The organism is Pseudomonas sp. Z3-8 (assembly GCF_051131975.1).
Classification (GTDB): Bacteria; Pseudomonadota; Gammaproteobacteria; order Pseudomonadales; family Pseudomonadaceae; genus Aquipseudomonas.
Genome location: NZ_CP071643.1, coordinates 5,161,344 through 5,184,524, shown reverse-complemented (window position 1 = coordinate 5,184,524; position 23,181 = coordinate 5,161,344). Strand labels below are relative to the sequence as shown.

The following is a 23,181-nucleotide window of genomic DNA, read 5'->3' as shown; positions in this document are numbered from 1 at the left end:
TTAGGCGCGGCCTGAGGAGAGAAGTGCATGACGCAAGTCACGGTGAAACAACTGGCCGATGAGGTCAAAACACCGGTAGAGCGCCTGTTGCAGCAGATGCGTGAGGCAGGTCTGCCGCACACCGCCGCCGAGGAACATGTGACCGACAGTGAGAAGCAGTCCCTGCTCACTCACTTGAAGAGCAGTCACAAGGCGAAAGTGGAAGAACCGCGCAAGATCACTCTGCAGCGTAAAACCACCAGCACCCTGCGTGTTGCCGGTAGCAAAAGCATCAGCGTTGAAGTACGCAAGAAAAAAGTCTTCGTACAGCGCAGCCCGGAAGAAATCGAAGCCGAGCGCAAACGCGAAATGGAAGAACGTCGCGCGGCAGAAAATGCTGCACGTCAGAAGGCTGAAGAAGAAGCCAAGCGTCGCGCCGAAGAAGAAGCGCGTCGCCAGCCTGCTGCTGCGCAATCTGCTCCAGCCGAAGTGGTCGAGACGCCTGCGGCGGCAGCTGAGCCAGTGCGTGAAAGCGCTCCTGTCCTGGCAGCTGCCCCGGCGCCGGCGGACACACGCAAGCGCGACGAACAGCGTCGTCCGGACAAACCACGTGCCGACGACAGCCGTCGTGGCAGTGGCGATGGCGAGCGCAAAAACGCTCCTCATCGTGCTTCGGTCAAGGAAAAGGCGCCTGCGCCGCGTGTTGCGCCACGTACCACCGACGAAGAAAGCGATGGCTTCCGTCGCGGCGGTCGCGGCAAGGCCAAGCTGAAGAAACGCAACGCCCACGGTTTCCAGAGCCCTACCGGCCCTGTCGTGCGTGAAGTGAAGATTGGCGAGACCATCACTGTGGGCGATCTGGCCCAGCAGATGTCGGTCAAGGCTGCTGAAATCATCAAGTTCATGTTCAAGCTGGGCACGCCAGCCACCATCAACCAGGTACTGGACCAGGAAACTGCCCAACTGGTTGCCGAAGAGCTGGGCCACAAAGTGACCCTGGTCAGCGACACCGCCTTGGAAGATTCCCTGGCCGAGTCCCTGAAGTTTGAAGGTGAAGCGGTTTCCCGTGCGCCGGTCGTGACCGTCATGGGTCACGTTGACCACGGTAAAACCTCGCTGCTCGACTACATCCGTCGTGCCAAGGTAGCCGCTGGCGAAGCGGGTGGTATCACCCAGCACATCGGTGCCTACCACGTTGAAACTGACCGCGGCATGGTGACGTTCCTCGATACCCCGGGCCACGCCGCGTTTACCGCGATGCGTGCTCGTGGTGCCAAGGCGACCGACATCGTGATCCTGGTGGTTGCAGCGGACGACGGCGTGATGCCGCAAACCATCGAAGCCGTTCAGCATGCCAAGGCTGCTGGCGTGCCGCTGGTGGTTGCGGTGAACAAGATCGACAAGCCGGGCGCCGATCTCGATCGCATCCGTAGCGAACTGTCGGTTCACGGCGTGACTTCCGAAGAATGGGGTGGCGACACTCCTTTCGTTCCGGTCTCGGCGAAGATGGGTACCGGCGTTGACGAACTGCTCGAAGCCGTTCTGTTGCAAGCCGAAGTTCTGGAATTGACCGCTACACCTTCGGCTCCTGGCCGTGGCGTGGTCGTTGAATCGCGTCTCGACAAGGGCCGTGGTCCGGTCGCGACTGTCCTGGTTCAGGACGGTACCCTGCGTCAGGGCGACATGGTGCTGGTCGGTTCGAACTATGGCCGCGTGCGCGCCATGCTCGACGAGAACGGCAAGCCAATCAAGGAAGCCGGTCCGGCTATCCCGGTCGAGATCCTCGGCCTGGACGGTACCCCGGATGCTGGCGACGAGATGAGCGTTGTGGCTGACGAGAAGAAGGCCCGTGAAGTGGCTCTGTTCCGTCAAGGCAAGTTCCGCGAAGTCAAACTGGCTCGCGCTCACGCCGGCAAGCTGGAAAATATCTTCGAGAACATGGGCCAGGAAGAGAAGAAGACGCTCAACATCGTCCTCAAATCCGACGTCCGTGGTTCGCTCGAAGCGTTGAACGGCGCCTTGAATGGCCTGGGTAACGACGAAGTGCAAGTGCGCGTTGTCGGTGGCGGTGTCGGTGGTATCACCGAATCCGACGCCAACCTGGCACTCGCTTCCAACGCTGTACTGTTCGGCTTCAACGTGCGTGCCGATGCCGGCGCGCGCAAGATCGTCGAGCAGGAAGGCCTGGATATGCGTTACTACAACGTGATCTACGACATCATCGAAGACGTCAAGAAAGCCTTGACCGGTATGCTCGGCAGCGACGTTCGCGAGAACATCCTGGGCGTGGCCGAAGTGCGCGATGTGTTCCGTTCGCCGAAGTTCGGCGCGATCGCCGGTTGCATGGTGATCGAAGGTGTCGTTCACCGTAACCGTCCGATCCGCGTATTGCGTGAAGACATCGTGATCTTCGAAGGCGAGCTGGAATCCCTGCGCCGCTTCAAGGATGACGCTTCCGAAGTACGTGCCGGCATGGAATGCGGTATCGGCGTCAAGAGCTACAACGACGTCAAGGTCGGCGACAAGATCGAAGTCTTCGAGAAGGTCCAGGTTGCTCGCAGCCTCTGACTCGCGTACTTCAAGAGCCGTACCGGGCAGTCGCATGAATATGCGCTGCCTGGCTGGCGGACTCTAAACGCAACGCCCGGTCTGGCTTTTGCCAGGCCGGGCGTTTGCCGCTTTCAGACCTCACGGGTTTGACCGTGGGGCAGTAACAGGTAACAAGACATGGCAAAAGAATATAGCCGTACCCAACGAATCGGCGATCAGATGCAGCGCGAGCTGGCCCAACTGATCCGTCGCGAAGTCAAAGACCCGCGCGTCGGCCTGGTGACCATTACCGCTGTTGAAGTCAGCCGTGACGTCGGTCACGCCAAGATCTTCATCACGGTGATGGGTCAGGACAGCGCCGAAGAAATCGCCCAGAGCATCAAGGTGCTCAACTCGGCAGCCGGTTTCCTGCGCATGCAACTGGCACGGGAGATGAAGCTGCGCAGCGTTCCACAGCTGCACTTCCACTACGACGAAAGCGTCGTGCGGGGTGCGCATCTGTCGGCGCTGATCGAGCGTGCCGTGGCTGAAGACAGTCAGCATCCGGCTGCCGCTGAACCCGAAGACACCAAGGAGTAATCGGTGGCTCAGGTCAAACGTATCCGTCGTAACGTCAGCGGCATCATCCTGCTCGACAAGCCGTTGGGATTTACCTCCAACGCGGCGTTGCAGAAGGTTCGCTGGCTGCTCAATGCTGAAAAGGCCGGGCACACTGGCAGCCTCGATCCACTGGCTACCGGCGTGCTGCCGCTGTGCTTCGGCGAGGCGACCAAGTTCTCCCAATACCTGCTCGATTCCGACAAGGGTTATGAAACCTTGGCGCAACTGGGCAAGACCACTACCACGGCGGACGCCGAAGGTGAGGTTTTGCTGGAGCGCCCGGTGACCGTTGGTCAGGCGGATGTCGAAGCGGTATTGCCGAAATTTCGCGGGCAAATCAGTCAGATACCGCCGATGTACTCCGCTTTGAAGCGCGATGGACAGCCGTTGTATAAACTGGCCCGTGCAGGCGAAGTAGTGGAGCGCGAACCGCGTTCTGTTACTATTGCGCGCTTGGAATTGCTGGCCTTTGACGGTAATACTGCGCGGCTCGCCGTGGATTGCAGCAAAGGCACCTATATCCGTACCCTGGTGGAGGATATTGGCGAGCAGCTCGGCTGTGGCGCATACGTGGCAGAATTGCGACGGACCCAGGCCGGGCCTTTCACGTTGGCCCAGACGGTCACGCTGGAAGAGCTTGAAGCGGTGCATGCCGAAGGCGGCAACGAAGCGGTCGACCGTTTCCTGATGCCATCGGACAGCGGCCTGCTGGATTGGCCGCTCTTGCAGTTCTCGGAACACAGCGCGTTCTACTGGCTCAACGGCCAGCCGGTACGCGCCCCGGATGCGCCGAAGTTCGGCATGGTCCGGGTACAGGATCACAACGGTCGCTTCATCGGTATCGGTGAAGTGAGCGAAGACGGGCGTATTGCGCCGCGTCGACTGATTCGGTCGGAATGACCGGAACCAGCCTGCGTAACAGCGGGTTGGCGAGTGTGGCTGTTAACAGGCACGGTCACTACTCATTTATAGATACAGGGATTTGTCCCTGGCCTGTTGAAGCTGTTTCCTCGGAACAGTTTCCTGACTAAAAGGATTGCCTCATGGCTCTCGACGTTCAAGAAAAAGCTCAAATCGTTGCTGACTACCAGCAAGCTGTTGGTGACACTGGTTCGCCAGAAGTGCAAGTTGCACTGCTGACCGCCAACATCAACAAACTGCAAGGTCACTTCAAGGCCAACGGTAAGGATCACCACTCCCGTCGTGGTCTGATCCGCATGGTAAACCAGCGTCGCAAGCTGCTGGACTACCTGAAAGGCAAGGACGTGAGCCGTTACAGCGCTCTGATCGCTCGCCTGGGTCTGCGTCGCTAATCAGCGATTGCGCTAGAGGTTGGTGGTCTGTCGTACGTCAGTGGGTTTCCCGCTGGCGCATGGCAGGCTCCCAGCCTCAAGTTTTATCTGGATACACGTTTTACCCTGGACAGGCGTCGGGCCGATTCCCGTCATTGCCCAAGAATTTCGCAAGAAGACAAGTTCCCCAAGAGCCACAAAGAAGGTAGGACACCGTGAACCCGGTAATCAAAAAATTCCAGTTCGGTCAGTCGACCGTTACCCTCGAGACTGGCCGTATCGCCCGTCAGGCCTCCGGCGCAGTGCTGGTCACCGTTGACGACGACGTCAGCGTATTGGTGACCGTAGTGGGTGCCAAGCAAGCCGATCCAGGCAAGGGCTTCTTCCCACTGTCTGTGCACTACCAGGAAAAGACCTACGCCGCGGGCAAGATCCCTGGCGGTTTCTTCAAGCGTGAAGGCCGTCCTTCCGAGAAAGAAACCCTGACTTCCCGACTGATCGACCGTCCGATCCGTCCGCTTTTCCCTGAAGGTTTCATGAACGAAGTGCAGGTTGTCTGCACCGTCGTTTCCACCAGCAAGAAGACCGATCCGGACATCGCTGCGATGATCGGTACCTCGGCTGCGCTGGCGATCTCCGGCATTCCTTTCGATGGCCCGATCGGCGCTGCCCGCGTTGCGTTCCACGAAAGCACCGGCTACCTGCTGAACCCGACCTACGAGCAACAGAAGGCATCGAGCCTGGACATGGTCGTGGCCGGTACTTCCGAAGCCGTGCTGATGGTTGAATCCGAAGCCAAGGAACTGACCGAAGACCAGATGCTGGGCGCCGTCCTGTTTGCCCACGACGAGTTCCAGGTGGTCATCAACGCCGTTAAGGAACTGGCTGCCGAAGCCGCCAAGCCAACCTGGACCTGGGCTCCTCAGCCAGAAGCCACCGAGCTGCTCGGCGCGATCCGTGCCGAGTTCGGCGAAGCGATCTCCCAGGCCTACACCATCACCATCAAGGCCGACCGCTATGCGCGTCTGGGCGAGCTGCGTGACCAGGTCGTTGCCAAGTTCTCCGGCGAAGAAGGCCAGCCATCGGCCAGCGACGTCAAGGCGGCTTTCGGTGAAATCGAATACCGCACCGTTCGCGAAAACATCGTCAACGGCAAGCCGCGTATCGACGGTCGCGACACTCGCACCGTGCGTCCGCTGAACATCGAAGTCGGCGTCCTGCCAAAGACCCACGGTTCGGCACTGTTCACCCGTGGTGAAACCCAGGCGCTGGTCGTTGCGACACTGGGCACCGCCCGTGACGCGCAACTGCTCGACACCCTGGAAGGCGAGAAGAAAGACCCGTTCATGCTGCACTACAACTTCCCTCCGTTCTCGGTGGGCGAGTGTGGTCGCATGGGTGGCGCCGGTCGTCGCGAAATCGGTCACGGCCGTCTGGCCCGTCGTTCGGTCCAGGCCATGCTGCCAGCCGCTGACGTGTTCCCGTACACCATTCGCGTGGTATCGGAAATCACCGAGTCCAACGGTTCGAGCTCGATGGCTTCGGTCTGCGGCGCTTCCCTGGCTCTGATGGACGCTGGTGTGCCGATGAAGGCGCCGGTGGCCGGTATCGCCATGGGTCTGGTCAAGGAAGGCGAGAAATTCGCCGTCCTGACCGACATCCTGGGTGACGAAGACCACCTGGGCGACATGGACTTCAAAGTGGCCGGTACCGCCAAGGGCGTCACCGCGCTGCAGATGGACATCAAGATCAAGGGCATCACCGAAGAGATCATGGAAATCGCCCTGGGCCAAGCCCTGGAAGCGCGCCTGAACATTCTCAGTCAGATGAACCAGATCATCGGTCAGTCCCGTACCGAACTGTCGGAAAATGCTCCGACCATGATCGCGATGAAAATCGACACCGACAAAATCCGTGATGTCATCGGTAAAGGCGGCGCGACTATCCGTGCGATCTGTGAAGAAACCAAGGCTTCGATCGACATCGAAGACGACGGTTCGATCAAGATCTTCGGCGAAACCAAGGAAGCGGCAGAAGCAGCACGCCAGCGCGTCCTGGGCATCACCGCAGAGGCCGAGATCGGCAAGATCTACGTCGGCAAGGTTGAACGCATCGTCGACTTCGGCGCGTTCGTCAACATCCTGCCGGGCAAGGACGGTCTGGTTCACATCTCCATGCTGAGCGATGCTCGCGTCGAGAAAGTGACCGACATCCTGAAAGAAGGCCAGGAAGTGGAAGTGCTGGTACTGGACGTGGACAACCGCGGCCGTATCAAGCTGTCCATCAAGGACGTCGCAGCAGCCAAGGCATCGGGCGTTTAATCACTCCCTCGCTTGACCGCTGAACAAGCAAACGCCCCGACTGGTTCGGGGCGTTTTGCTGTGTGCTGAAAATCCCTTCAGGACAGGTTGCCTGTCCCCCGGGGACGATGCTAGGTTTAGCCACCGCCCGTGTAGCTCAGTCGGTAGAGCAGCGCACTCGTAACGCGAAGGTCGCAGGTTCGATTCCTGTCTCGGGCACCAACCCCCCCCCTGGTTATTTCACCTTCCTGCTCAGCTCCTCGACCGTGCGTTTGAGCTGTGTCATTTCGTTGTCCTGATCGCTGAGCTCCCGTTTCAGGGACGAAATTTCGCTGCTGCTCGAACTCGAACTGGAACCGCTGTTGCGCTTGAGTTCTTCCACTTGCTTGCCAAGGTCGTTCAGATCGCGTTCCTGTTCCTTGATGATGCGCTTGAGATCGTCTATCTCCTTGCTGCTGGAGGTGGAGCTGGAGCCACTGTTGCGTTTGAGTTCTTCGATTTGTCGGGCCTGCTCGCCCAGGGTGCGCTTCTGACTGTCCAGCTCGGCGGTGTTGTCCTTGACTGCTTCTGGTAGTTTTTCCAGATCACCCACGCTGATATTGGTCTTGACCAGAATATCCTTGTCGAATGAGTTGCGAAGCAGCGGGATAGTGTCAGACGGCAGAGGGGTGCCGGAGGAAACTTCGATTGCCGCTTGAACGGCACCGATCAAGGTCAGGCTGCCGAGCAGGAGGGACGTGGTTGCAAACCGGGTCGACGAACGTTTCGCAAGACTGCGCATCATTGGGTTCCTGAAGAAGTGCTGATATGGCACATCGCTATGACTGGTTGCCATGACAAATGTTCCTGGGCACCTTGCCGTCAGGCATGAGATTTTTTCTGCGGTGGATGTAAAGAGCCGTGTAAATCGTTGCCAAAACATCCTATATTCGTCACCTGCATGAGCATCGCCCAGCAGTTTTCAGATGATCCACGAATGGTTCTGAAGGCCAGGAAAACCGAGCTTCCAACGGCTTCCTGCGTCAGAGAGATCCTTGATGATCCAGATCCATCTTCCATTCCCAGATCAGCGAGAACGCCATGACCGCTAAAGAATTGTCCCAAGAAGCCAGACACGAAGAAGCCCTGGAAAAGTACCTCGAAGAAACGCCGCAGTTGCGCGATGAGATCAAGGACTTGTCCGCCGATGATCAGAAAGACCAGGTCCAGTGGGCATTCGAGGATGAGGCTGAAGCCCAGGGCCTGCAGCCTTGGGAGCTGACACTCAAGTACACCAGTACGCCGGAAGAGTTCGAGGCGCAGCGCCTTATCTTGCACAAGGAGGCGGCCGAGGTGTTGGGTGTGGATTGGGATGAGTACTGCGAGATGAATAATCTTGTAGTTTAAAAGCAGCTACAAGCCACAAGTCCCAAGCTGCAAGACAAGCGCCGAACCGCTTGAAGCTTGCAGCTTGGGGCTCGCAGCTCCTTAGAGACTAAGCCGCATCGACAGGTCCACGGCTTTCACGTCCTTGGTCATCGCACCGATGGAGATATAGTCCACTCCGGTCTCGGCGATCGGGCGCAACGTGCTTTCGTTGATGCCGCCGCTGGCTTCCAGTTTCGCCTTGCCGCCGTTCAGGCGCACGGCTTCGCGCATGTCGTCCAGGCTCAGCTCGTCGAGCATGATGATGTCGGCATCGGCCGCCAGCGCTTCTTTCAATTCCGCCAGGCTTTCCACTTCGATTTCCACCGGCTTGCCCGGGGCGATCTTGTGGGCGGCGCTGATAGCCTGGGCAATGCCACCGCAGGCGGCGATATGGTTTTCTTTGATCAGGAAGGCGTCGTAGAGGCCGATGCGATGGTTATGGCAGCCGCCGCAGGTCACCGCGTACTTCTGGGCCAGGCGCAGCCCGGGCAGGGTCTTGCGGGTATCCAGCAACTTGACCTGGGTGTCGGCAACAAAGTCCGCGAGGTAGCGGGCCCGGGTGGCAACGCCCGAGAGCATCTGCAGGAAGTTCAGCGCGCTGCGTTCGCCCGTCAGCAGTGAGCGAGCCGGGCCTTCGAGGTGGAACAGCGCCTGGTCGGGGCTTGCCCGGTCGCCGTCGCGCACTTGCCAATGCACCGCGACGCGGGGATCCAGTTGTCTGAACACCGCATCGACCCAGGCCGTGCCGCTGATGATCGCGGCTTCGCGGGTGATGATGGTGGCCTTGGCCAGGCGTTCGGCGGGGATCAGTTGTGCGGTGATGTCGCCGCTGCCGATGTCTTCGAGCAACGCACGGCGCACGTTGGCTTCGATTTCGGCGGTCAGATCGGCGAGGCGTAGATTCGGCATGACGGGCTCCACAAACAAAGTGGCCGGATTATAGGGCCAGGCTGCAGGCGAACCCAAGGCGCCACTTGCGCGCACCCGAATGAAACCTGCATTTGGTCGCATGGGCGCAACATTTTCCCGATTGTCCTGTCACTTGTTCCGAGTATTTCGAGCTGGTTCACAAGTGTCCACTGGTGCGCCAGGGTTCTTTTACCCGATAATCCGCCTTTCGATTGACGCCATGACTTTGACGTCGCGAACCGAAGAATACCCTTTCAGGAGGCCAGGATGCACAACGACGGGAATGTAGTGCCTTTGCACAAGGCGTCTACCGATCAGGCGAGTCGCTCGCCGCTCGCCCGCCTGCCTGTGATTCTGCTTCAGGTTCGCGACAAGGCTGCGCAGCAGTTGCGCCTTGGCTTGCAGGAATTGTTCGATAACGCTGACGATACCTTGTTCGAAATGGCCGATCGGGCGCGGAACGATGTGGAGCAGAACCTCTACTTCGAAGCCATGCGAGACCTGCGGCTGAAGCGCAAGAGCATCGAACGTGAATTCCTCGAGCAGTTTTTCGAGGCGTTCGTCAATCTTGCCCAGTACGATCTGACCCAGGCTACCCTCGCGCCCGTATTGGGCGCCATACCGGCCCATCCCAACCATGATGACCTCGAACGCCGGCTGGCGGTGGAAACCATGGTCACCCGGGTGCTCAGTCGCGATGGCCTGTCTCTCGATCAACTCACGGCGCGCCTCGGCGCGTTACTGTCGCGGCCCCTGGCGAACCAGCACAACCCCTTGAGCCCGGCCCTGCTGTGTGAGAATTTTCTCCAGGCCGGGCGTAACCTGGGCGTAGGCATCAAGGTCAAGCTGATCCTGCTCAAGCTCTTCGAGCGGTATGTGCTCAGCGAATGCGATAACCTTTATTCCGAGGCCAATCAGCTATTGGCGGCAACCGGGATCTTGCCGGATTTGAAGGTTTCTCCGTCGCGGCGGGCCTCGGACCGTGTCGAAGAGCCTGCTCGACCCAGCACTGCCGGGCCTGCCAGGCCAAGGGTCGACGATGTCGATGACAGCGTGCACGAAGTCTTCGCCACTTTGCAGAAGTTGTTGGTCCAGGTGCGCGGCAGTGTCGCGCCGACCCTTGAGCCCAGTGCACCGGCCCAGCCAATCACGACCCGTGACCTTTTGCGCTTGTTGTCTCATTTGCAGCAATACGTGCCGGCCCCCTCGGTTCAGGATGACTTCGACCTGCGCAGCCAGCTTGAACAGCTGTTGACCCGGGTCAGCGTCAAGAGCGGCAAATCCCGCGTGGTCGAAGGCGCGGACGAAGACGTGATCAACCTGATCGCGATGATGTTCGAATTCATCCTTGATGACCGTAACCTGCCGGACTCCCTCAAGGCCTTGATCGGCCGGCTGCAGATCCCGATGCTCAAGGTCGCGGTGCAGGACAAGAGTTTTTTCAGTCGCAATAATCATCCGGCGCGCCGGCTGCTCAATGAAATCGCAGCGGCGGCGATGGGTTGGGGTGATTGCGATGATCCTCAGCGCGACAGCCTCTACCTGCGCATCGAGCAGGTGGTGCAGCGCCTGTTGAACGACTTCGTCGACGATCCGGCGATATTTTCCGAAGTGCTGGCCGATTTCCTGGCGTTCACCAGCGACGAGCGCCGCCGTTGTGAATTGCTTGAGCAGCGCATCCGTGACGCCGAAGAGGGAAGGGCAAAGGCCGACCTGGCTCGTCAGCGGGTCGAAGGGGCACTGAACCAGGTCATGTTGGGCAAAATCCTGCCCCAGGCCGTAGTGGATTTTGTGCAGCAGGCCTGGAGCCAGGTGCTGCTGCTGACCGGCTTCAAGCATGGCGAGCATTCAGCCGAATGGCGGGCCGACGTGCTGACCCTGGAACAATTGGTCTGGAGTGTCCAGCATCACGAAGAGGCCGATGCGGGCCTGCGTTTGCTGGCGATGGTGCCGGAGCTGCTCAAGGCCCTGCGCGAGGGGCTGAGTCGCTCGGCGTTCGATCCGTTCGCCACCAGCGAATTTTTCAGCGAGCTGGAACTGCTTCATGTCCAGGCCCTGCAGCGGCTGGGCCAGGCAACGGAGGCTGGCGAGCCGGTGGATCTGCCGGTCATGGTCGAAGTGGCGGAACCCATCGTCCTTCGCACTGCGCCACAGACGCCCGCGCAGGAGCCGACCGTGCGTTTGCCGGCTGATGATGCAGTCCTGCTTCAGGTCGATCAATTGCGCCTGGGATGCTGGGTAGAGTTCCAGGAAGACGAAGACAACAGCCTGCGTTGCAAGCTGGCGGCGATCATCCAGGCCACCGGCAAGTTCGTTTTCGTCAACCGCACCGGCCTCAAGGTCCTGGAGCACAGCCGCACCAGCCTCGCCCTGGAGTTCCGCCGGGGAGCGGCACGTCTGCTGGACGACACGCTGCTGTTCGACCGGGCACTGGAGTCTGTTCTCGGCAACCTGCGCCAGCTCAATCGCGGCAAGTGATCGCGCAGCCGACGTAGATCGCGGCATACTGGCGGCAATCACCGTCGTCATCGAAGGAACCCGTATGCAGCTGGACCCCGTGAGCGGTTGGTGCGATGGCGTGCGTCATTGCCCTTCGCCCAATTTTAATGCGCGCCCCGAAGGCGAGATCTCTCTGCTGGTGATCCACAACATCAGCCTGCCGCCGGCACAGTTCGCGACTGGCAAGGTGCAGGAATTTTTCCAGAATCGTCTGGATGTCACGGAACATCCCTACTTTGCCGGTATTGCCGACCTGCGCGTTTCTGCGCATTTTCTGATCGAACGTGACGGCGCGGTGACGCAGTTTGTCTCTTGTCTGGAGCGTGCGTGGCACGCGGGGGTTTCGTGCTTCGAAGGGCGGGAGACGTGTAACGATTTTTCCATAGGCATCGAGCTTGAAGGCACCGATGATCTGCCGTTCACCGACGCGCAATATGTCGCCCTGGTGGACCTGACCCGGCAGTTGCGCGCGGCGTTTACGGCGATCACGGTACAGCGCATCTGTGGGCACAGCGACATTGCCCCGGGGCGCAAGACCGATCCGGGACCGGCATTCGACTGGGCGCGCTATCGCGCGGCCCTGACAGAAGGGGAAGGACAATGAGTTTTCTGGTGTTGCTGCTGGCAGTCTGGATCGAGAAATTCTCGGCCCTGCGCCAGCGGGTCCAGCGTGACGGCGGTTGGCTGGGCGAGCTGAACAAGCTCGAAGCGAGCCCACGCTGGGTCAATCGGCCCTGGCTGGTGCTGATGGTGATGGTGCTGTTGCCGGTGGCGCTGTTGGCGTTGCTGCTGTGGGTACTGGAGCCGGTGGCCTATGGTCTGCTGGCACTGCCGGTGCACCTGTTGGTGGTGATCTACAGCCTGGGGCGCGGCGATCTGTTGGCTGAACTCGGGCCGTTTCGCGACGCTTGGCGCCGTGAAGATTTGCAGGCAGCGAATCATGTGGCCAAGCGCGACCTGAACATCGATGCCGATGGCGGCGAGCAGTTGCTGGAGCGGGTCCAGGGGCACTTGCTGTGGCAGGCGTACCAGAGTTTTTTTGCAGTCATCTTCTGGTATTTCCTGCTGGGCCCGGTGGCTGCCCTGAGCTATCGATTGCTCGCCCTGGCCGCCGAACACAGCCACAACCCCGGCGTGGCCGAGCGTGCGGCGCAGCTGCGCCACGCGTTCGATTGGGTCCCGGTGCGGTTGCTGGCGGCGAGCTTCGCCCTGGTGGGCAACTTCGTGGCGGTCAGCCGGGTGATGCTGCACGAACTGCTGAACTGGAACATCAGCGCGGCCGACCTGATCAACAAGGTAGGCCTGGTGGCCGGCGAGATCCCGACCCCCGTCGCCGGGCCGGACGGCATCAACAGCCTGGATCGGCTGTGGGAACTGCTGTTGCGCGCGGCGGTACTCTGGTATGCCGGGTTTGCGTTGTGGACGGTGTTGGCCTGATAGAACGGATCTTGTGGCCAACAGCTTTTGTGGCGAGGGAGCTTGCTCCCGCTCGGCTGCGCAGCAGCCGCAACCCGGCCAAAGAAATCTGCTTGAAAAAACCCAGGGGCCTGCTTTGCAGGCCAGCGGGAGCAAGCTCCCTCGCCACGGTGGGCTGCGCTCATTCCTCTCGTTAACCTTAAGTTACAAATCTCCCCGCCGATTTAAGCTATACAGAAGCAGCGTCCGCATAGTGGCCTTCTGCTGCCTGCCCGCGCGCCTATAAAAATAATAATTATCGGGAGACTTCCTTGTGAAGAGTTTGCTCTGGCCCGCCGTCGCCCTGATGAACCGCCTGAGCTTCGGCATGAAGTTCAGCCTGATCAGTGTGCTGTTCCTGCTGCCGATGCTGGTGACCAACTTCTTTCTGGTACGTGATTCCTACCGGGAGTTTCAGGGCACCCAAGTCGAGTTGCAAAGCCTCGACTTGCTGGGCAGCAGCCTGGCTCTGCGCCGCGACCTGGAGACCTTGAACAACCTGGTGCAGATCAATGCCAGCCTGGGCCAGTCCGGCAAGGCGGGCGACGTGGAAAGCCGGATCGGCACCCTGGAGCAACAGATTCTCGCGCGCCTGCAAGGCATGCAGGCGATGGCCGCAGAGCCTGAGCACGTCAGCGCCTTCGATGCCAAGCGCGACGAAATGATTGCCGCCTTCAAGGCCCAGCAGGCCGAAAGCTCACTGCAAAGCAAAAGCGCGTTGATCGGCAGGTTGCTCAACAACGCGCAGATATTTGGCCAGGTCATTGCCAGCCAGGCGGGCCTGAGCCGCGACAACCAGGGCGACATCCGCCAACTCAGCGAGCTGATGGTCGGCGTGACCCCCAAGGTCACCCAGATCCTGGGCGAAGGGCGTGCGCTGGGGGCTTCGTCGTTGGGCTTGGGGTTCCTCAATTCTGCTTCGAGCACCCGGTTTGACGAGTTGCTGGTACAGGTCGAAAAACTCCAGGGCGAATATGATCTGAAATTGCAGGACGCCCTTGGCTCCAGCAAGGCGGCCGGGCAGGCGCTTGCCGAGCAGGCTGGCGTCAGCAAGAATTCCCTCAAACAGGCCGCCGAACTGATCGAGGAACAGGTGGTGATGGCTGATACGCTCGACGCCCCCTGGTCGGCGTTTTACCAGCAGGTCAGCGGCCTGATGGAACAGACCTATCGGCTGAACGAAGTGACACTGGGTTTTCTCGGTGTCCAGTTGCAGCACCGCCTGGAGCAGAACCGCAGCCACATGGTGCTGCAAGCGGTGGCATTGGCGGTGGTGTTCCTGTTGATTTTTTACCTGTACGCCGGTTTCTACGCCTCGACTCGCACCACGCTCAAGCACTTGGGCGCAATGATGGACAAGGTCGCGGCCGGCGACATGACAGTCAATTTCGTGGCTCGCAGCAAGGATGAGTTGGGCGAGCTGGGTGAAGTGTTCAACGGCACCGTGGCGAAAATCCATGACTTGATCGAGCAGGTCGGTCGCACGGTTGCCGAGGTCGAGCGCCAGGCCGGTCAGGTGCAAGCCGTGTCTGCCCAGAGCAACCAGGCCGTGGCCGGGCAGCGCAGCCAGATCGAGCTGGTCGCCACGGCGATGAACCAGATGTCGGCCACTGCCCAGGAAGTCGCCAGCAGTGCTGCGGCGGCGGTCAGCAGCGCCCATAGCGTGAATGATGAAACCCTTAGCGGACGCGGCCTGGTTGAATCACAGCAAAGCAGCATCGCCCGGCTGGCCAGTGAAATCGATCAGTCGGTGCAAGTGATCAATCAACTGGCCACCGACAGCCAGGCCATCAGCCGTGTACTGGATGTGATCAAGAGCATCGCCGAGCAGACCAACCTGCTGGCGCTCAATGCCGCGATCGAAGCGGCCCGGGCCGGCGAGCAGGGGCGTGGGTTCGCGGTGGTGGCCGATGAGGTCCGGACCCTCGCCAAGCGAACCCAGCAATCGACCGAGGAAATCGAGGCGATGATCAGCCGGCTGCACAACGGCGTGGGTGCCGCCGTCAAGGCCATGGGCAGCAGTCATGAAATGGCCAGCGGCACCGTTGGCCAATCGGAAAGGGTCCAGCAGGCCCTGGAAAATATCCTCGGCGCCGTAGGCATGATCGTCGACCAGAACCAGCAGATCGCCGCGGCCGCAGAGCAACAGACGGCGGTCGCCCATGACATCGACCAGAACATCGTCGAGATCAACCGCGCCGGCGAACGCACCGCCGAAGGCGCGCACCAGACCGAAGACGCCAGCCGCGAGCTGTCCGCGCAGGTGGTGCAGCTCAAGCAGTTGATCAATGCATTTCGGGTTTGATTCCTGTGTCTACACCGTTCCAATGTGGGAGCGAGCCTGCTCGCGAATGCGCTGTATCAGTCGCGCATAGGGTGTCTGATACACGGTATTCGCGAGCAGGCTCGCTCCCACAGGTTGTCACCAATTGAACAGTTGGCGGGCGTTGGCCGTGCTGGCCTCGGCCAGTCGCTCCGGGCTGATTCCCATGATCTGCGCCAACGCCGCGCAAATCGCCGGCAAATGCGCCGGGCTGTTGCGCTGGCCGGGGAACATCGCCGGGGCCATGTCTGGTGAATCGGTCTCCAGTACCACCGCCTCCAGCGGCAGCTTTGGCAGCACCCGGTGCATGCGCAAAGCCTGCGGCCATGTCGCGGCGCCGCCGAGGCCGAGCTTGTAACCGAGCCTGAGGTATTCGCGGGCCTCTTCGAAGCTGCCGGCGAAGGCGTGGATGATGCCGGTGCGGGCGGGGCGGATACGCTTCAGGGTCGCGATCACCGCGGCGTGGCTGCGGCGCACATGGATCAGTGCCGGCAGTTCGAACTCCACGGCCAGGCCCAGTTGTGCCTCGAACAATGCTTGCTGGCGATCACGGTCCAGGGTCTCGATGTAATAGTCCAGGCCGATCTCCCCCACCGCACACAACTGCCGATGCCCGGCCAGGCGGGCCAGCCAGTCATGCAATTGCTGAAGATCTTCGCCACGATGCTGGTCGAGGTACACCGGGTGCAGGCCCAGCGCGGCATGCAGGTCGGGGTCGCTTTGCACGAGGTCCCAGACCCGTTGCCAGTTGTCCCGAGATACCCCCAGCAAGACCATTTGCCGAACGCCCAGGGCGCGGCTTTCGGCCAGCAGCGCCGAGCGATCCGCGTCGAAATCCGGGAAGTCCAGGTGGGTGTGGGTGTCGATCAGCTCCATGGTTCGATCCGGGAAAATCCTCAGCTTTGGTGGATACGCTGTTTGAACGTGCGGGCAATCGCCTGGACACCAGGCTGGTAGTCATCGTTCTCGATGGCTGCCAGCGCCAGTTCCAGCGCCTTGGCGGCGATCAGTTGATGCTGTTGGGACATGGCATTGACCGGCAGCGGCAGGAAATCCAGCAGTTGCGTGTCACCAAACGTGCCCAGGCGCAGCGGCCGCGACTTGAGCGGAAAATCATGCAGGGCGTCGAACACGCCTTGCAGCAGTACATAGGACGTGGTGATCAGCGCATCGGGCAAATGCCCCAGGCGCGCGAGCATCTCGTCCATCAGTTGGCGACCGCATTCACGGCTGAACGACTCGCCGTGTTCGATCAACACCTGGCCGTCGAACCCGGCCAGCGCCTCGCGGAACCCCGCGGCCCGCTCCTGGCTGATGCTCAGTTCGGGACGGGCACTGATCAGTGCGATCTGCCGCGGGTGGGTGTCCAGCAGGCTGCGGGTCAGTTGCAGGCTGGCCTGGCGGTCATCGCTGATCACCGAGCAGAAGTGTGCCGGTTCCATCACCCGGTCGATGGCGATGATCGGGATACCCTTGGCCTGGAGCTGACGGTAACTGTCGTCCTCGGCCGGCAGGCAACTGGCGACGATCAGCGCATCGCAGCGCCGGGCGCGGAACAGTTGCAGCAATTGGCGCTCGCTGTCAGGCGCGTCGTCGGAACTGGCTATCAACAGTTGATAGCCCCGGGCGCGGGCGCCTTGCTCCAGGAGTTTGGCAATACGGGCATAGCTGGGGTTTTCCAGGTCCGGCAGGATGAAACCCAACGTCCGCGTATGCCGGCTGCGCAGCCCGGCGGCCTGGGGGTTAGGCGTGAAGCCATGTTCTTCGACCACCGCCCGCACCCGTTCGACGGTCGCGTTGCTGATGCGTTGCTGTTCGGCCTTGCCGTTGATGACGTAGCTGGCGGTGGTGACGGACACACCGGCAAGCTGGGCGATATCACTGAGTTTCAACCCGGTTTTCCTTGTTTTTTCGAGTGTGCCGCGACATTGAAGGTCCATCCTACCCGATTCGGCACGATGGTCACCCCCGAGGCGCTTTCGACAAGTTGCACTTCAAGGATGAGAGATTATCGAGTAACGTGCCAATCTTTCTAGATTAAACGTTTCAGCAAGCGTATTTTCAGGCTCTCGGGATTTTCTGGCCGCACTGCCGCGATACCGCCGGAAGCTGTCCCACACGCTAAGCTGATTCATTCAAAACAATACCTGGCGCCCACCGGACGCCAAAAAGGAGAAAGCATGCTCGAGCTCACTCTAGAGCAGATATCCATGGCCCAGGTGGCTGTGGATAAAGACGCCGCGCTGCAATTGCTCGCCGACAAACTGGTGGCCGATGGCCTGGTCGCCGAAGGTTACCTCGCCGGTTTACAAGCCCGCGAGGCCCAGGGCTCGACCTTTCTTGGCCAAGGTATTGCCATTCCCCACGGTACCCCGCAGACCCGCGACCTGGTGTATGCCACCGGCGTGCGCTTGCTGCAATTCCCGGACGGCGTGGATTGGGGCGATGGCCAGATCGTTTACCTGGCGATTGGCATCGCGGCCAAATCCGACGAGCACCTGCGCCTGTTGCAACTGCTGACCCGCGCCCTCGGCGAGACGGACCTGGGTCAGGCCCTGCGCCGCGCCGGGTCTGCCGAGGCGCTGTTGAAACTGCTGCAAGGCGCGCCGCAGGAACTGGCGCTGGATGCGCAGATGATTGGCCTCGGCGTGTCGGCCGACGATTTCGAAGAACTGGTGTGGCGCGGCGCTCGTCTGTTGCGCCAGGCCGACTGCGTGAGCAACGGCTTCGCCGGTGTGTTGCAGCAGGTCGAGGCGCTGCCGTTGGGCGACGGCCTGTGGTGGCTGCACAGTGAACAGACCGTCAAGCGCCCTGGCCTGGCTTTCGTCACGCCGGACAAACCCATCCGCTACCTCGGCCAGCCCCTGAGCGGACTGTTCTGCCTGGCGAGCCTCGGCGAGGCCCATCAGGCCTTGCTGGAAAGACTCTGCGCGCTGCTGATCGAAGGTCGCGGCCACGAACTGGGCCGCGCCACCAGCAGTCGCAAGGTCCTCGAAGTGCTGGGCGGCGAGCTGCCCGCCGACTGGCCCAGCGCCCGCATCGGCCTGGCCAATGCCCACGGCCTGCATGCGCGTCCGGCGAAAATCCTCGCGCAATTGGCGAAAAACTTCGAAGGCGAGATCCGCGTGCGCATCGTCGACGGCCAGGACAGCGCCGTGTCGGCCAAGAGCCTGAGCAAACTGTTGAGCCTGGGTGCCCGTCGCGGCCAGGTCCTGGAGTTCATCGCCGAGCCGAGCATTGCCGCCGATGCGCTGCCGGCCTTGCTGGCCGCCGTCGAAGAGGGGCTCGGCGAAGAGGTCGAACCGCTGCCGCCACCGAGCGCGCCACGGGAAACCACCATCGCCGAAGTCGCCAGCGTGATGCTGGCGCCCGAATCCGGCAGCCTGCTCCAGGCGGTCGCCGCCGCACCGGGCATCGCCATCGGCCCGGCGCATGTTCAAGTGCTGCAAGACATCGACTATCCGTTGCGCGGCGAGTCACCGGCCATCGAGCGCGAGCGCCTGCAAAAGGCGTTGAGCCAGGTGCGCCGCGACATCGAAGGCTTGATCGAGCGCGCGAAGGCCAAGGCCATCCGCGAAATTTTCATCACTCATCAGGAAATGCTCGACGACCCGGAGCTGACCGACGAGGTCGACACCCGCTTGAAGCTGGGCGAGAGCGCGCAAGCGGCGTGGATGGGCGTGATCGAAGCCGCCGCGAAAGAACAGGAAGCCCTGCAGGATGCCTTGCTTGCCGAACGTGCCGCCGACTTGCGGGACGTCGGCCGGCGGGTGCTGGCGCAACTGTGTGGCGTGGAAACGCCGGCTGAGCCGGATCAACCGTACATCCTGGTGATGGACGAAGTCGGCCCCTCCGACGTGGCCCGCCTGGATCCAGCTCGGGTGGCGGGGATCCTGACCGCCCGGGGCGGCGCCACCGCCCACAGCGCGATTGTTGCCCGTGCCCTGGGCATTCCCGCCCTGGTCGGTGCCGGGGCAGCGGTGTTGCTGCTGGCGCCGGGCACCTCCTTGCTGCTGGACGGCCAGCGCGGTCGGCTGCATGTCGACCCGGACGCTGCCACATTGCAACGCGCCGCCGAAGAGCGCGACACCCGCGAGCAGCGCCTCAAGGCCGCCGCCGAGCAGCGTCACCAACCGGCGCTGACCCGCGACGGTCACGCCGTGGAAGTGTTCGCCAACATCGGCGAAAGCGCCGGCGTCACCAGCGCGGTGGAGCAGGGCGCGGAGGGCATCGGCCTGCTGCGCACCGAATTGATTTTCATGGCTCACAACGAGGCCCCGGACGAAGCGACCCAGGAAGCCGAATACCGCAAGGTGCTCGATGGCCTAGCCGGTCGGCCGCTGGTGGTGCGCACCCTTGATGTGGGCGGCGACAAACCGCTGCCGTACTGGCCGATCGCGAAGGAAGAAAACCCCTTCCTCGGGGTGCGCGGCATCCGCCTGACCTTGCAGCGTCCGCAGGTGATGGAAGCGCAGTTGCGCGCCTTGTTGCGCTCGGCGGACAACCGTCCGCTGCGGATCATGTTCCCCATGGTTGGCAGCGTCGACGAGTGGCGCCAGGCCCGCGACATGACCGAGCGCCTGCGCCGGGAAATCCCGGTGGCGGACCTGCAACTGGGAATCATGATCGAAGTGCCGTCCGCCGCGTTGCTCGCGCCGGTGCTCGCCAAGGAGGTCGACTTCTTCAGCGTCGGCACCAATGACCTGACCCAATACACCCTGGCGATCGACCGGGGCCACCCGACTCTGTCGGCCCAGGCCGATGGCCTGCATCCAGCGGTATTGCAGTTGATCGACATCACCGTGCGCGCGGCCCATGCCCATGGCAAATGGGTCGGCGTGTGCGGCGAGCTGGCGGCTGATCCGCTGGCGGTGCCGGTGCTGGTGGGCCTGGGTGTCGACGAATTGAGCGTTTCGGCCCGCAGCATCGCCGAGGTCAAGGCGCGGGTTCGCGAATTGAGCCTGGCGCAAGTACAAACCCTGGCCCAAGAGGCCTTGGCCGTGGGCAGCGCCGACGACGTGCGCGCATTAGTGGAGGCGCTGTAATGGCGAAGATTCTTACCCTTACCCTCAACCCGGCGCTCGACCTCACGGTGGAGTTGGCGCGCCTGGAACCGGGCCAGGTCAACCGCAGCGATGCCATGCACGCCCACGCCGCCGGTAAAGGCGTGAACGTCGCCCAGGTGTTGGCCGATCTCGGCCATACGCTGACGGTCAGTGGATTTCTGGGCGAGGACAACGCCCAGGTGTTCGAGACGCTGTTCGCTCAGCGTGGCTTCGTCGACGCGTTCATCCGCGTGCCCGGCGAAACCCGCAGCAACATCAAGCTGGCCGAGCAGGACGGCCGCATCACCGATCTCAACGGCCCGGGCCCAATGGTCGACGAAGCCGCGCAGCAGGCGTTGCTGGCGCGCCTTGAGCAAATCGCCCCCGGCCATGATGTAGTGGTCGTGGCGGGCAGCTTGCCCCGTGGCGTCAGTGCGCAATGGCTGCAGGCGCTGATCATGCGCCTGAAACAACTTGGCCTGAACGTGGCCCTCGATACCAGCGGCGAAGCCTTGCGCGTCGCCCTGGCGGCGGGGCCGTGGCTGATCAAGCCGAACACCGAAGAGCTGGCCGATGCGCTGGGCTGCGCCGTGGTCAGCGAATTGGCCCAGGCGCAAGCGGCGCAGCGCCTGCATGCCGAGGGTATCGAGCACGTGGTGATTTCCCATGGCGCCGACGGCGTGAACTGGTTCAGCGTCGGTTCGGCGCTGCATGCTTCGCCGCCCAAGGTGACGGTTGCCAGTACCGTGGGCGCCGGTGATTCGCTGCTGGCCGGCATGCTGCACGGCTTGCTCGGTGCGTACACGCCGGAGCAGACCCTGCGCAGCGCCACGGCCATCGCCGCCATGGCGGTCACGCAGATCGGTTTTGGCATCCACGACACCGCGTTGCTGGCGTCGCTTGAACAGGGCGTGCGCGTGCGCCCCCTGACAGAACAATAAGAGGGTTCGCAAGATGAAATTAGCCATTGTGACGGCCTGCCCGAACGGCATGGTCACCAGTGTGTTGTGCGCCCGTCTGCTGGACGCGGCGGCCCAGCGCCAGGGCTGGAGCACCAGCGTTGAAGTGCATGACCCGGCGCACCCCGAGCGCCAGTTGTCGGCCGCCACGCTTGAGGCGGCCGAGTGGGTGCTGCTGGTTGCCAGCGGCCCGGTGGACCTGTCGCGATTTGTCGGCAAGCGGGTATTTCGCAGCACTCCGGCCCAGGCCCTGCAAGACGTTGATACGGTGCTGCGGCGTGGCGCCGAGGAAGCCGCGGTACTGGCCGAGGCCGACGTGCTCGCCGAAGCACCGCAGGCCTCCACCGAACGCGCCCCGCGCCTGGTGGCCATCACCGCGTGCCCGACCGGCGTTGCCCACACCTTCATGGCCGCCGAAGCCTTGCAGCAGGCAGCGGCGCGCTTGGGCTACGACTTGCAGATCGAAACCCAGGGCTCGGTGGGCGCGCGTAATCCGCTAAGTCCCGAGGCGATTGCCGAGGCCGACGTGGTGCTGCTGGCGACCGACATTGAAGTCGCCACCGAGCGTTTCGCCGGCAAGAAAATCTACCGCTGCGGCACCGGCATCGCGTTGAAGCAGGCCGAAGCCACGCTGAACAAGGCCTTGGCCGAAGGTCGGCAGGAAAGCGTCGCCAGCGAGGCTTCCGGCGGTCCGGCGAAGGCGGAAAAAAGCGGCGTCTACAAACACTTGCTGACCGGTGTTTCGTTCATGCTGCCGATGGTGGTGGCGGGTGGTTTGTTGATTGCCCTGTCGTTTGCCTTTGGGATCAAAGCATTCGAGGTGCAAGGCTCACTCGCTGCCGCGCTGAAAACTGTCGGTGACCACGCTTTCCAATTGATGGTGCCGTTACTCGCGGGATACATCGCTTACTCCATCTCCGACCGTCCAGGCCTGGCTCCCGGCATGATCGGTGGCCTGTTGGCGAGCTCTTTGGGAGCGGGTTTCATCGGTGGGATCGTGGCGGGTTTCCTGGCGGGCTACTGCGTAAAAGCGATCAGTTGGCTTGTACGTTTACCCCAGAGCCTTGAAGCATTGAAGCCGATTCTGATCATTCCCTTGTTGGCCAGCCTGGTGACGGGGCTGGTGATGATCTATGTGGTAGGACCGCCTGTAGCTCAATTGCTCAATGGATTGACCGACTTCCTGAGCAACATGGGCACAGCCAATGCAGTTATGTTGGGGGTTCTGCTCGGCGGGATGATGTGTGTAGATCTGGGCGGGCCGATCAACAAGGCGGCCTATTCCTTTTCGGTCGGGCTCCTGGCCTCGCAGAGCGGCGCACCGATTGCGGCGGCCATGGCCGCTGGGATGGTGCCTCCGATTGGGTTGGGTATTGCGACCTTCCTGGCTCGCAGTAAATTTGCACAGGTCGAGCGAGAGGCGGGCAAAGCGGCCATGATCCTCGGCATGTGTTTCATCTCCGAAGGTGCGATTCCGTTCGCCGCCAAGGACCCATTGCGAGTAATTCCCTCGAGTATCGTCGGGGGAGCGCTTGCCGGCGCACTGTCGATGTATTTCGGCTGCAAACTCGCCGCTCCCCACGGAGGCCTGTTCGTGTTGTTGATCCCCAACGCCATCAATCATGCGTTGCTGTACCTGCTGGCAATCGTCGCGGGCAGCCTGCTGACGGCGGTGACCTATGCGCTGCTCAAGCGGCCTGAGGCGGTGGAGATGGCGCTGGAGCCGGCGAAGGCCTGACCCAACCCTGTTGTTTCCTGTGGGAGCGAGCTTGCTCGCGATAGCGGTGTATCAGTCGACATTTTAGTTGCCTGACACCCTGCCATCGCGAGCAAGCTCGCTCCCACAGTTGATCTTGGGGCGTC

17 protein-coding genes, 1 tRNA gene and 1 pseudogene are annotated in these 23,181 nt (G+C 61.8%); 15 read left to right on the top strand and 4 right to left on the bottom strand.

The window, feature by feature from the left end; genetic code table 11:
* The first annotated feature begins 27 nt into the window (after positions 1–27).
* The 6 genes from infB to J3P94_RS23665 all read left to right on the top strand — a co-directional run bounded on the left by infB (position 28) and on the right by J3P94_RS23665 (position 6,943).
* Positions 28–2,547, top strand: coding sequence for a translation initiation factor IF-2 (infB, locus tag J3P94_RS23690; protein WP_434569855.1), 2,520 nt, complete (start codon positions 28–30; stop codon positions 2,545–2,547).
* A 159-nt stretch (positions 2,548–2,706) separates the two neighbouring features.
* Positions 2,707–3,108: a 30S ribosome-binding factor RbfA gene (gene rbfA, locus J3P94_RS23685; RefSeq protein WP_181287552.1), complete on the top strand. Its 402-nt coding sequence runs from the start codon at positions 2,707–2,709 to the stop codon at positions 3,106–3,108.
* A gap of 3 nt (positions 3,109–3,111) precedes the next feature.
* Positions 3,112–4,029, top strand: a complete 918-nt coding sequence (gene truB / locus J3P94_RS23680; RefSeq protein WP_030139793.1) for a tRNA pseudouridine(55) synthase TruB — start codon at positions 3,112–3,114, stop codon at positions 4,027–4,029.
* Between the two features lie 143 nt (positions 4,030–4,172).
* The gene (gene rpsO / locus J3P94_RS23675; protein ID WP_011332409.1) at positions 4,173–4,442 is read left to right on the top strand and encodes a 30S ribosomal protein S15; all 270 of its coding nucleotides are present in this window, start codon (positions 4,173–4,175) and stop codon (positions 4,440–4,442) included.
* Between the two features lie 194 nt (positions 4,443–4,636).
* Positions 4,637–6,742, top strand: a complete 2,106-nt coding sequence (pnp, locus tag J3P94_RS23670) for a polyribonucleotide nucleotidyltransferase (RefSeq protein ID WP_434569854.1) — start codon at positions 4,637–4,639, stop codon at positions 6,740–6,742.
* A 125-nt stretch (positions 6,743–6,867) separates the two neighbouring features.
* Positions 6,868–6,943 (top strand) — tRNA-Thr (locus J3P94_RS23665).
* A gap of 13 nt (positions 6,944–6,956) precedes the next feature.
* On the opposite strand, the gene J3P94_RS23660 is transcribed toward J3P94_RS23665, so the two are convergent.
* Positions 6,957–7,502, bottom strand: coding sequence for a hypothetical protein (locus J3P94_RS23660; RefSeq protein ID WP_434574290.1), 546 nt, complete (start codon positions 7,500–7,502; stop codon positions 6,957–6,959).
* A 299-nt stretch (positions 7,503–7,801) separates the two neighbouring features.
* Between J3P94_RS23660 and J3P94_RS23655 the strand changes: the two genes are divergently transcribed.
* Positions 7,802–8,107, top strand: coding sequence for a DUF6388 family protein (locus J3P94_RS23655; protein WP_434569853.1), 306 nt, complete (start codon positions 7,802–7,804; stop codon positions 8,105–8,107).
* Positions 8,108–8,188: 81 nt separating this feature from the next.
* Here the strand turns inward: J3P94_RS23655 and nadC are convergent, their stop codons facing one another.
* Positions 8,189–9,037 (bottom strand): carboxylating nicotinate-nucleotide diphosphorylase, encoded by an 849-nt coding sequence (nadC, locus tag J3P94_RS23650; RefSeq protein ID WP_434569852.1) that lies wholly within the window; start codon positions 9,035–9,037, stop codon positions 8,189–8,191.
* Positions 9,038–9,304: 267 nt separating this feature from the next.
* Here nadC and J3P94_RS23645 point away from each other — a divergent pair, with 267 nt between their 5' ends.
* The 5 genes and pseudogenes from J3P94_RS23645 (at position 9,305) to J3P94_RS23625 (ending at position 15,296) form a co-directional block, all read left to right on the top strand.
* Positions 9,305–11,515 carry a DUF1631 domain-containing protein gene (locus J3P94_RS23645; RefSeq protein ID WP_434569851.1) on the top strand — a complete coding sequence of 737 codons (2,211 nt, stop codon included), beginning with the start codon at positions 9,305–9,307 and terminating at the stop codon, positions 11,513–11,515.
* A gap of 64 nt (positions 11,516–11,579) precedes the next feature.
* Complete coding sequence (ampD, locus tag J3P94_RS23640; RefSeq protein WP_434569850.1) at positions 11,580–12,140, top strand: 1,6-anhydro-N-acetylmuramyl-L-alanine amidase AmpD; 561 nt, start codon at positions 11,580–11,582, stop codon at positions 12,138–12,140.
* Complete coding sequence (gene ampE, locus J3P94_RS23635) at positions 12,137–12,973, top strand: regulatory signaling modulator protein AmpE (protein WP_305496891.1); 837 nt, start codon at positions 12,137–12,139, stop codon at positions 12,971–12,973. Before ampD ends, ampE begins: the two co-directional genes overlap by 4 nt.
* A 325-nt stretch (positions 12,974–13,298) precedes the next feature.
* Positions 13,299–14,390 (top strand): annotated as a pseudogene (locus tag J3P94_RS23630) (methyl-accepting chemotaxis protein); the annotation flags it as partial.
* On the top strand, positions 14,367–15,296 hold the full coding sequence (locus tag J3P94_RS23625; RefSeq protein WP_434574289.1) for a methyl-accepting chemotaxis protein: 930 nt from the start codon (positions 14,367–14,369) through the stop codon (positions 15,294–15,296). The pseudogene J3P94_RS23630 and the gene J3P94_RS23625, both read left to right, overlap by 24 nt.
* Before the next feature lie 117 nt (positions 15,297–15,413).
* On the opposite strand, the gene J3P94_RS23620 is transcribed toward J3P94_RS23625, so the two are convergent.
* Positions 15,414–16,190 (bottom strand): TatD family hydrolase, encoded by a 777-nt coding sequence (locus tag J3P94_RS23620; RefSeq protein ID WP_434569849.1) that lies wholly within the window; start codon positions 16,188–16,190, stop codon positions 15,414–15,416.
* Positions 16,191–16,210: 20 nt separating this feature from the next.
* Positions 16,211–17,206 (bottom strand): catabolite repressor/activator, encoded by a 996-nt coding sequence (cra, locus tag J3P94_RS23615; protein ID WP_434569848.1) that lies wholly within the window; start codon positions 17,204–17,206, stop codon positions 16,211–16,213.
* Between the two features lie 288 nt (positions 17,207–17,494).
* Here cra and ptsP point away from each other — a divergent pair, with 288 nt between their 5' ends.
* From ptsP to J3P94_RS23600, 3 genes are read left to right on the top strand one after another with little or no spacing between them, the layout of a single operon-like run.
* Positions 17,495–20,359, top strand: a complete 2,865-nt coding sequence (ptsP, locus tag J3P94_RS23610; protein WP_434569847.1) for a phosphoenolpyruvate--protein phosphotransferase — start codon at positions 17,495–17,497, stop codon at positions 20,357–20,359.
* On the top strand, positions 20,359–21,300 hold the full coding sequence (pfkB, locus tag J3P94_RS23605) for a 1-phosphofructokinase (protein ID WP_434569846.1): 942 nt from the start codon (positions 20,359–20,361) through the stop codon (positions 21,298–21,300). Before ptsP ends, pfkB begins: the two co-directional genes overlap by 1 nt.
* 13 nt (positions 21,301–21,313) lie before the next feature.
* A complete protein-coding gene (locus J3P94_RS23600; RefSeq protein WP_434569845.1) occupies positions 21,314–23,056 on the top strand; it encodes a PTS fructose-like transporter subunit IIB in 1,743 nt (580 codons plus the stop codon).
* Positions 23,057–23,181: the final 125 nt, after the last annotated feature.

Bases quoted from the DNA above. Each gene is read 5' to 3' on its own strand.
- ampD (WP_434569850.1), top strand. From the start codon at position 11,580: ATGCAGCTGGACCCCGTGAGCGGTTGGTGCGATGGCGTGCGTCATTGC.
- J3P94_RS23620 (WP_434569849.1), bottom strand. From the start codon at position 16,190: ATGGAGCTGATCGACACCCACACCCACCTGGACTTCCCGGATTTCGAC.
- infB (WP_434569855.1), top strand. From the start codon at position 28: ATGACGCAAGTCACGGTGAAACAACTGGCCGATGAGGTCAAAACACCG.
- J3P94_RS23645 (WP_434569851.1), top strand. From the start codon at position 9,305: ATGCACAACGACGGGAATGTAGTGCCTTTGCACAAGGCGTCTACCGAT.
- J3P94_RS23660 (WP_434574290.1), bottom strand. From the start codon at position 7,502: ATGCGCAGTCTTGCGAAACGTTCGTCGACCCGGTTTGCAACCACGTCC.
- rbfA (WP_181287552.1), top strand. From the start codon at position 2,707: ATGGCAAAAGAATATAGCCGTACCCAACGAATCGGCGATCAGATGCAG.
- J3P94_RS23600 (WP_434569845.1), top strand. From the start codon at position 21,314: ATGAAATTAGCCATTGTGACGGCCTGCCCGAACGGCATGGTCACCAGT.
- rpsO (WP_011332409.1), top strand. From the start codon at position 4,173: ATGGCTCTCGACGTTCAAGAAAAAGCTCAAATCGTTGCTGACTACCAG.
- pfkB (WP_434569846.1), top strand. From the start codon at position 20,359: ATGGCGAAGATTCTTACCCTTACCCTCAACCCGGCGCTCGACCTCACG.
- J3P94_RS23655 (WP_434569853.1), top strand. From the start codon at position 7,802: ATGACCGCTAAAGAATTGTCCCAAGAAGCCAGACACGAAGAAGCCCTG.
- ampE (WP_305496891.1), top strand. From the start codon at position 12,137: ATGAGTTTTCTGGTGTTGCTGCTGGCAGTCTGGATCGAGAAATTCTCG.
- J3P94_RS23625 (WP_434574289.1), top strand. From the start codon at position 14,367: ATGACAGTCAATTTCGTGGCTCGCAGCAAGGATGAGTTGGGCGAGCTG.
- nadC (WP_434569852.1), bottom strand. From the start codon at position 9,037: ATGCCGAATCTACGCCTCGCCGATCTGACCGCCGAAATCGAAGCCAAC.
- ptsP (WP_434569847.1), top strand. From the start codon at position 17,495: ATGCTCGAGCTCACTCTAGAGCAGATATCCATGGCCCAGGTGGCTGTG.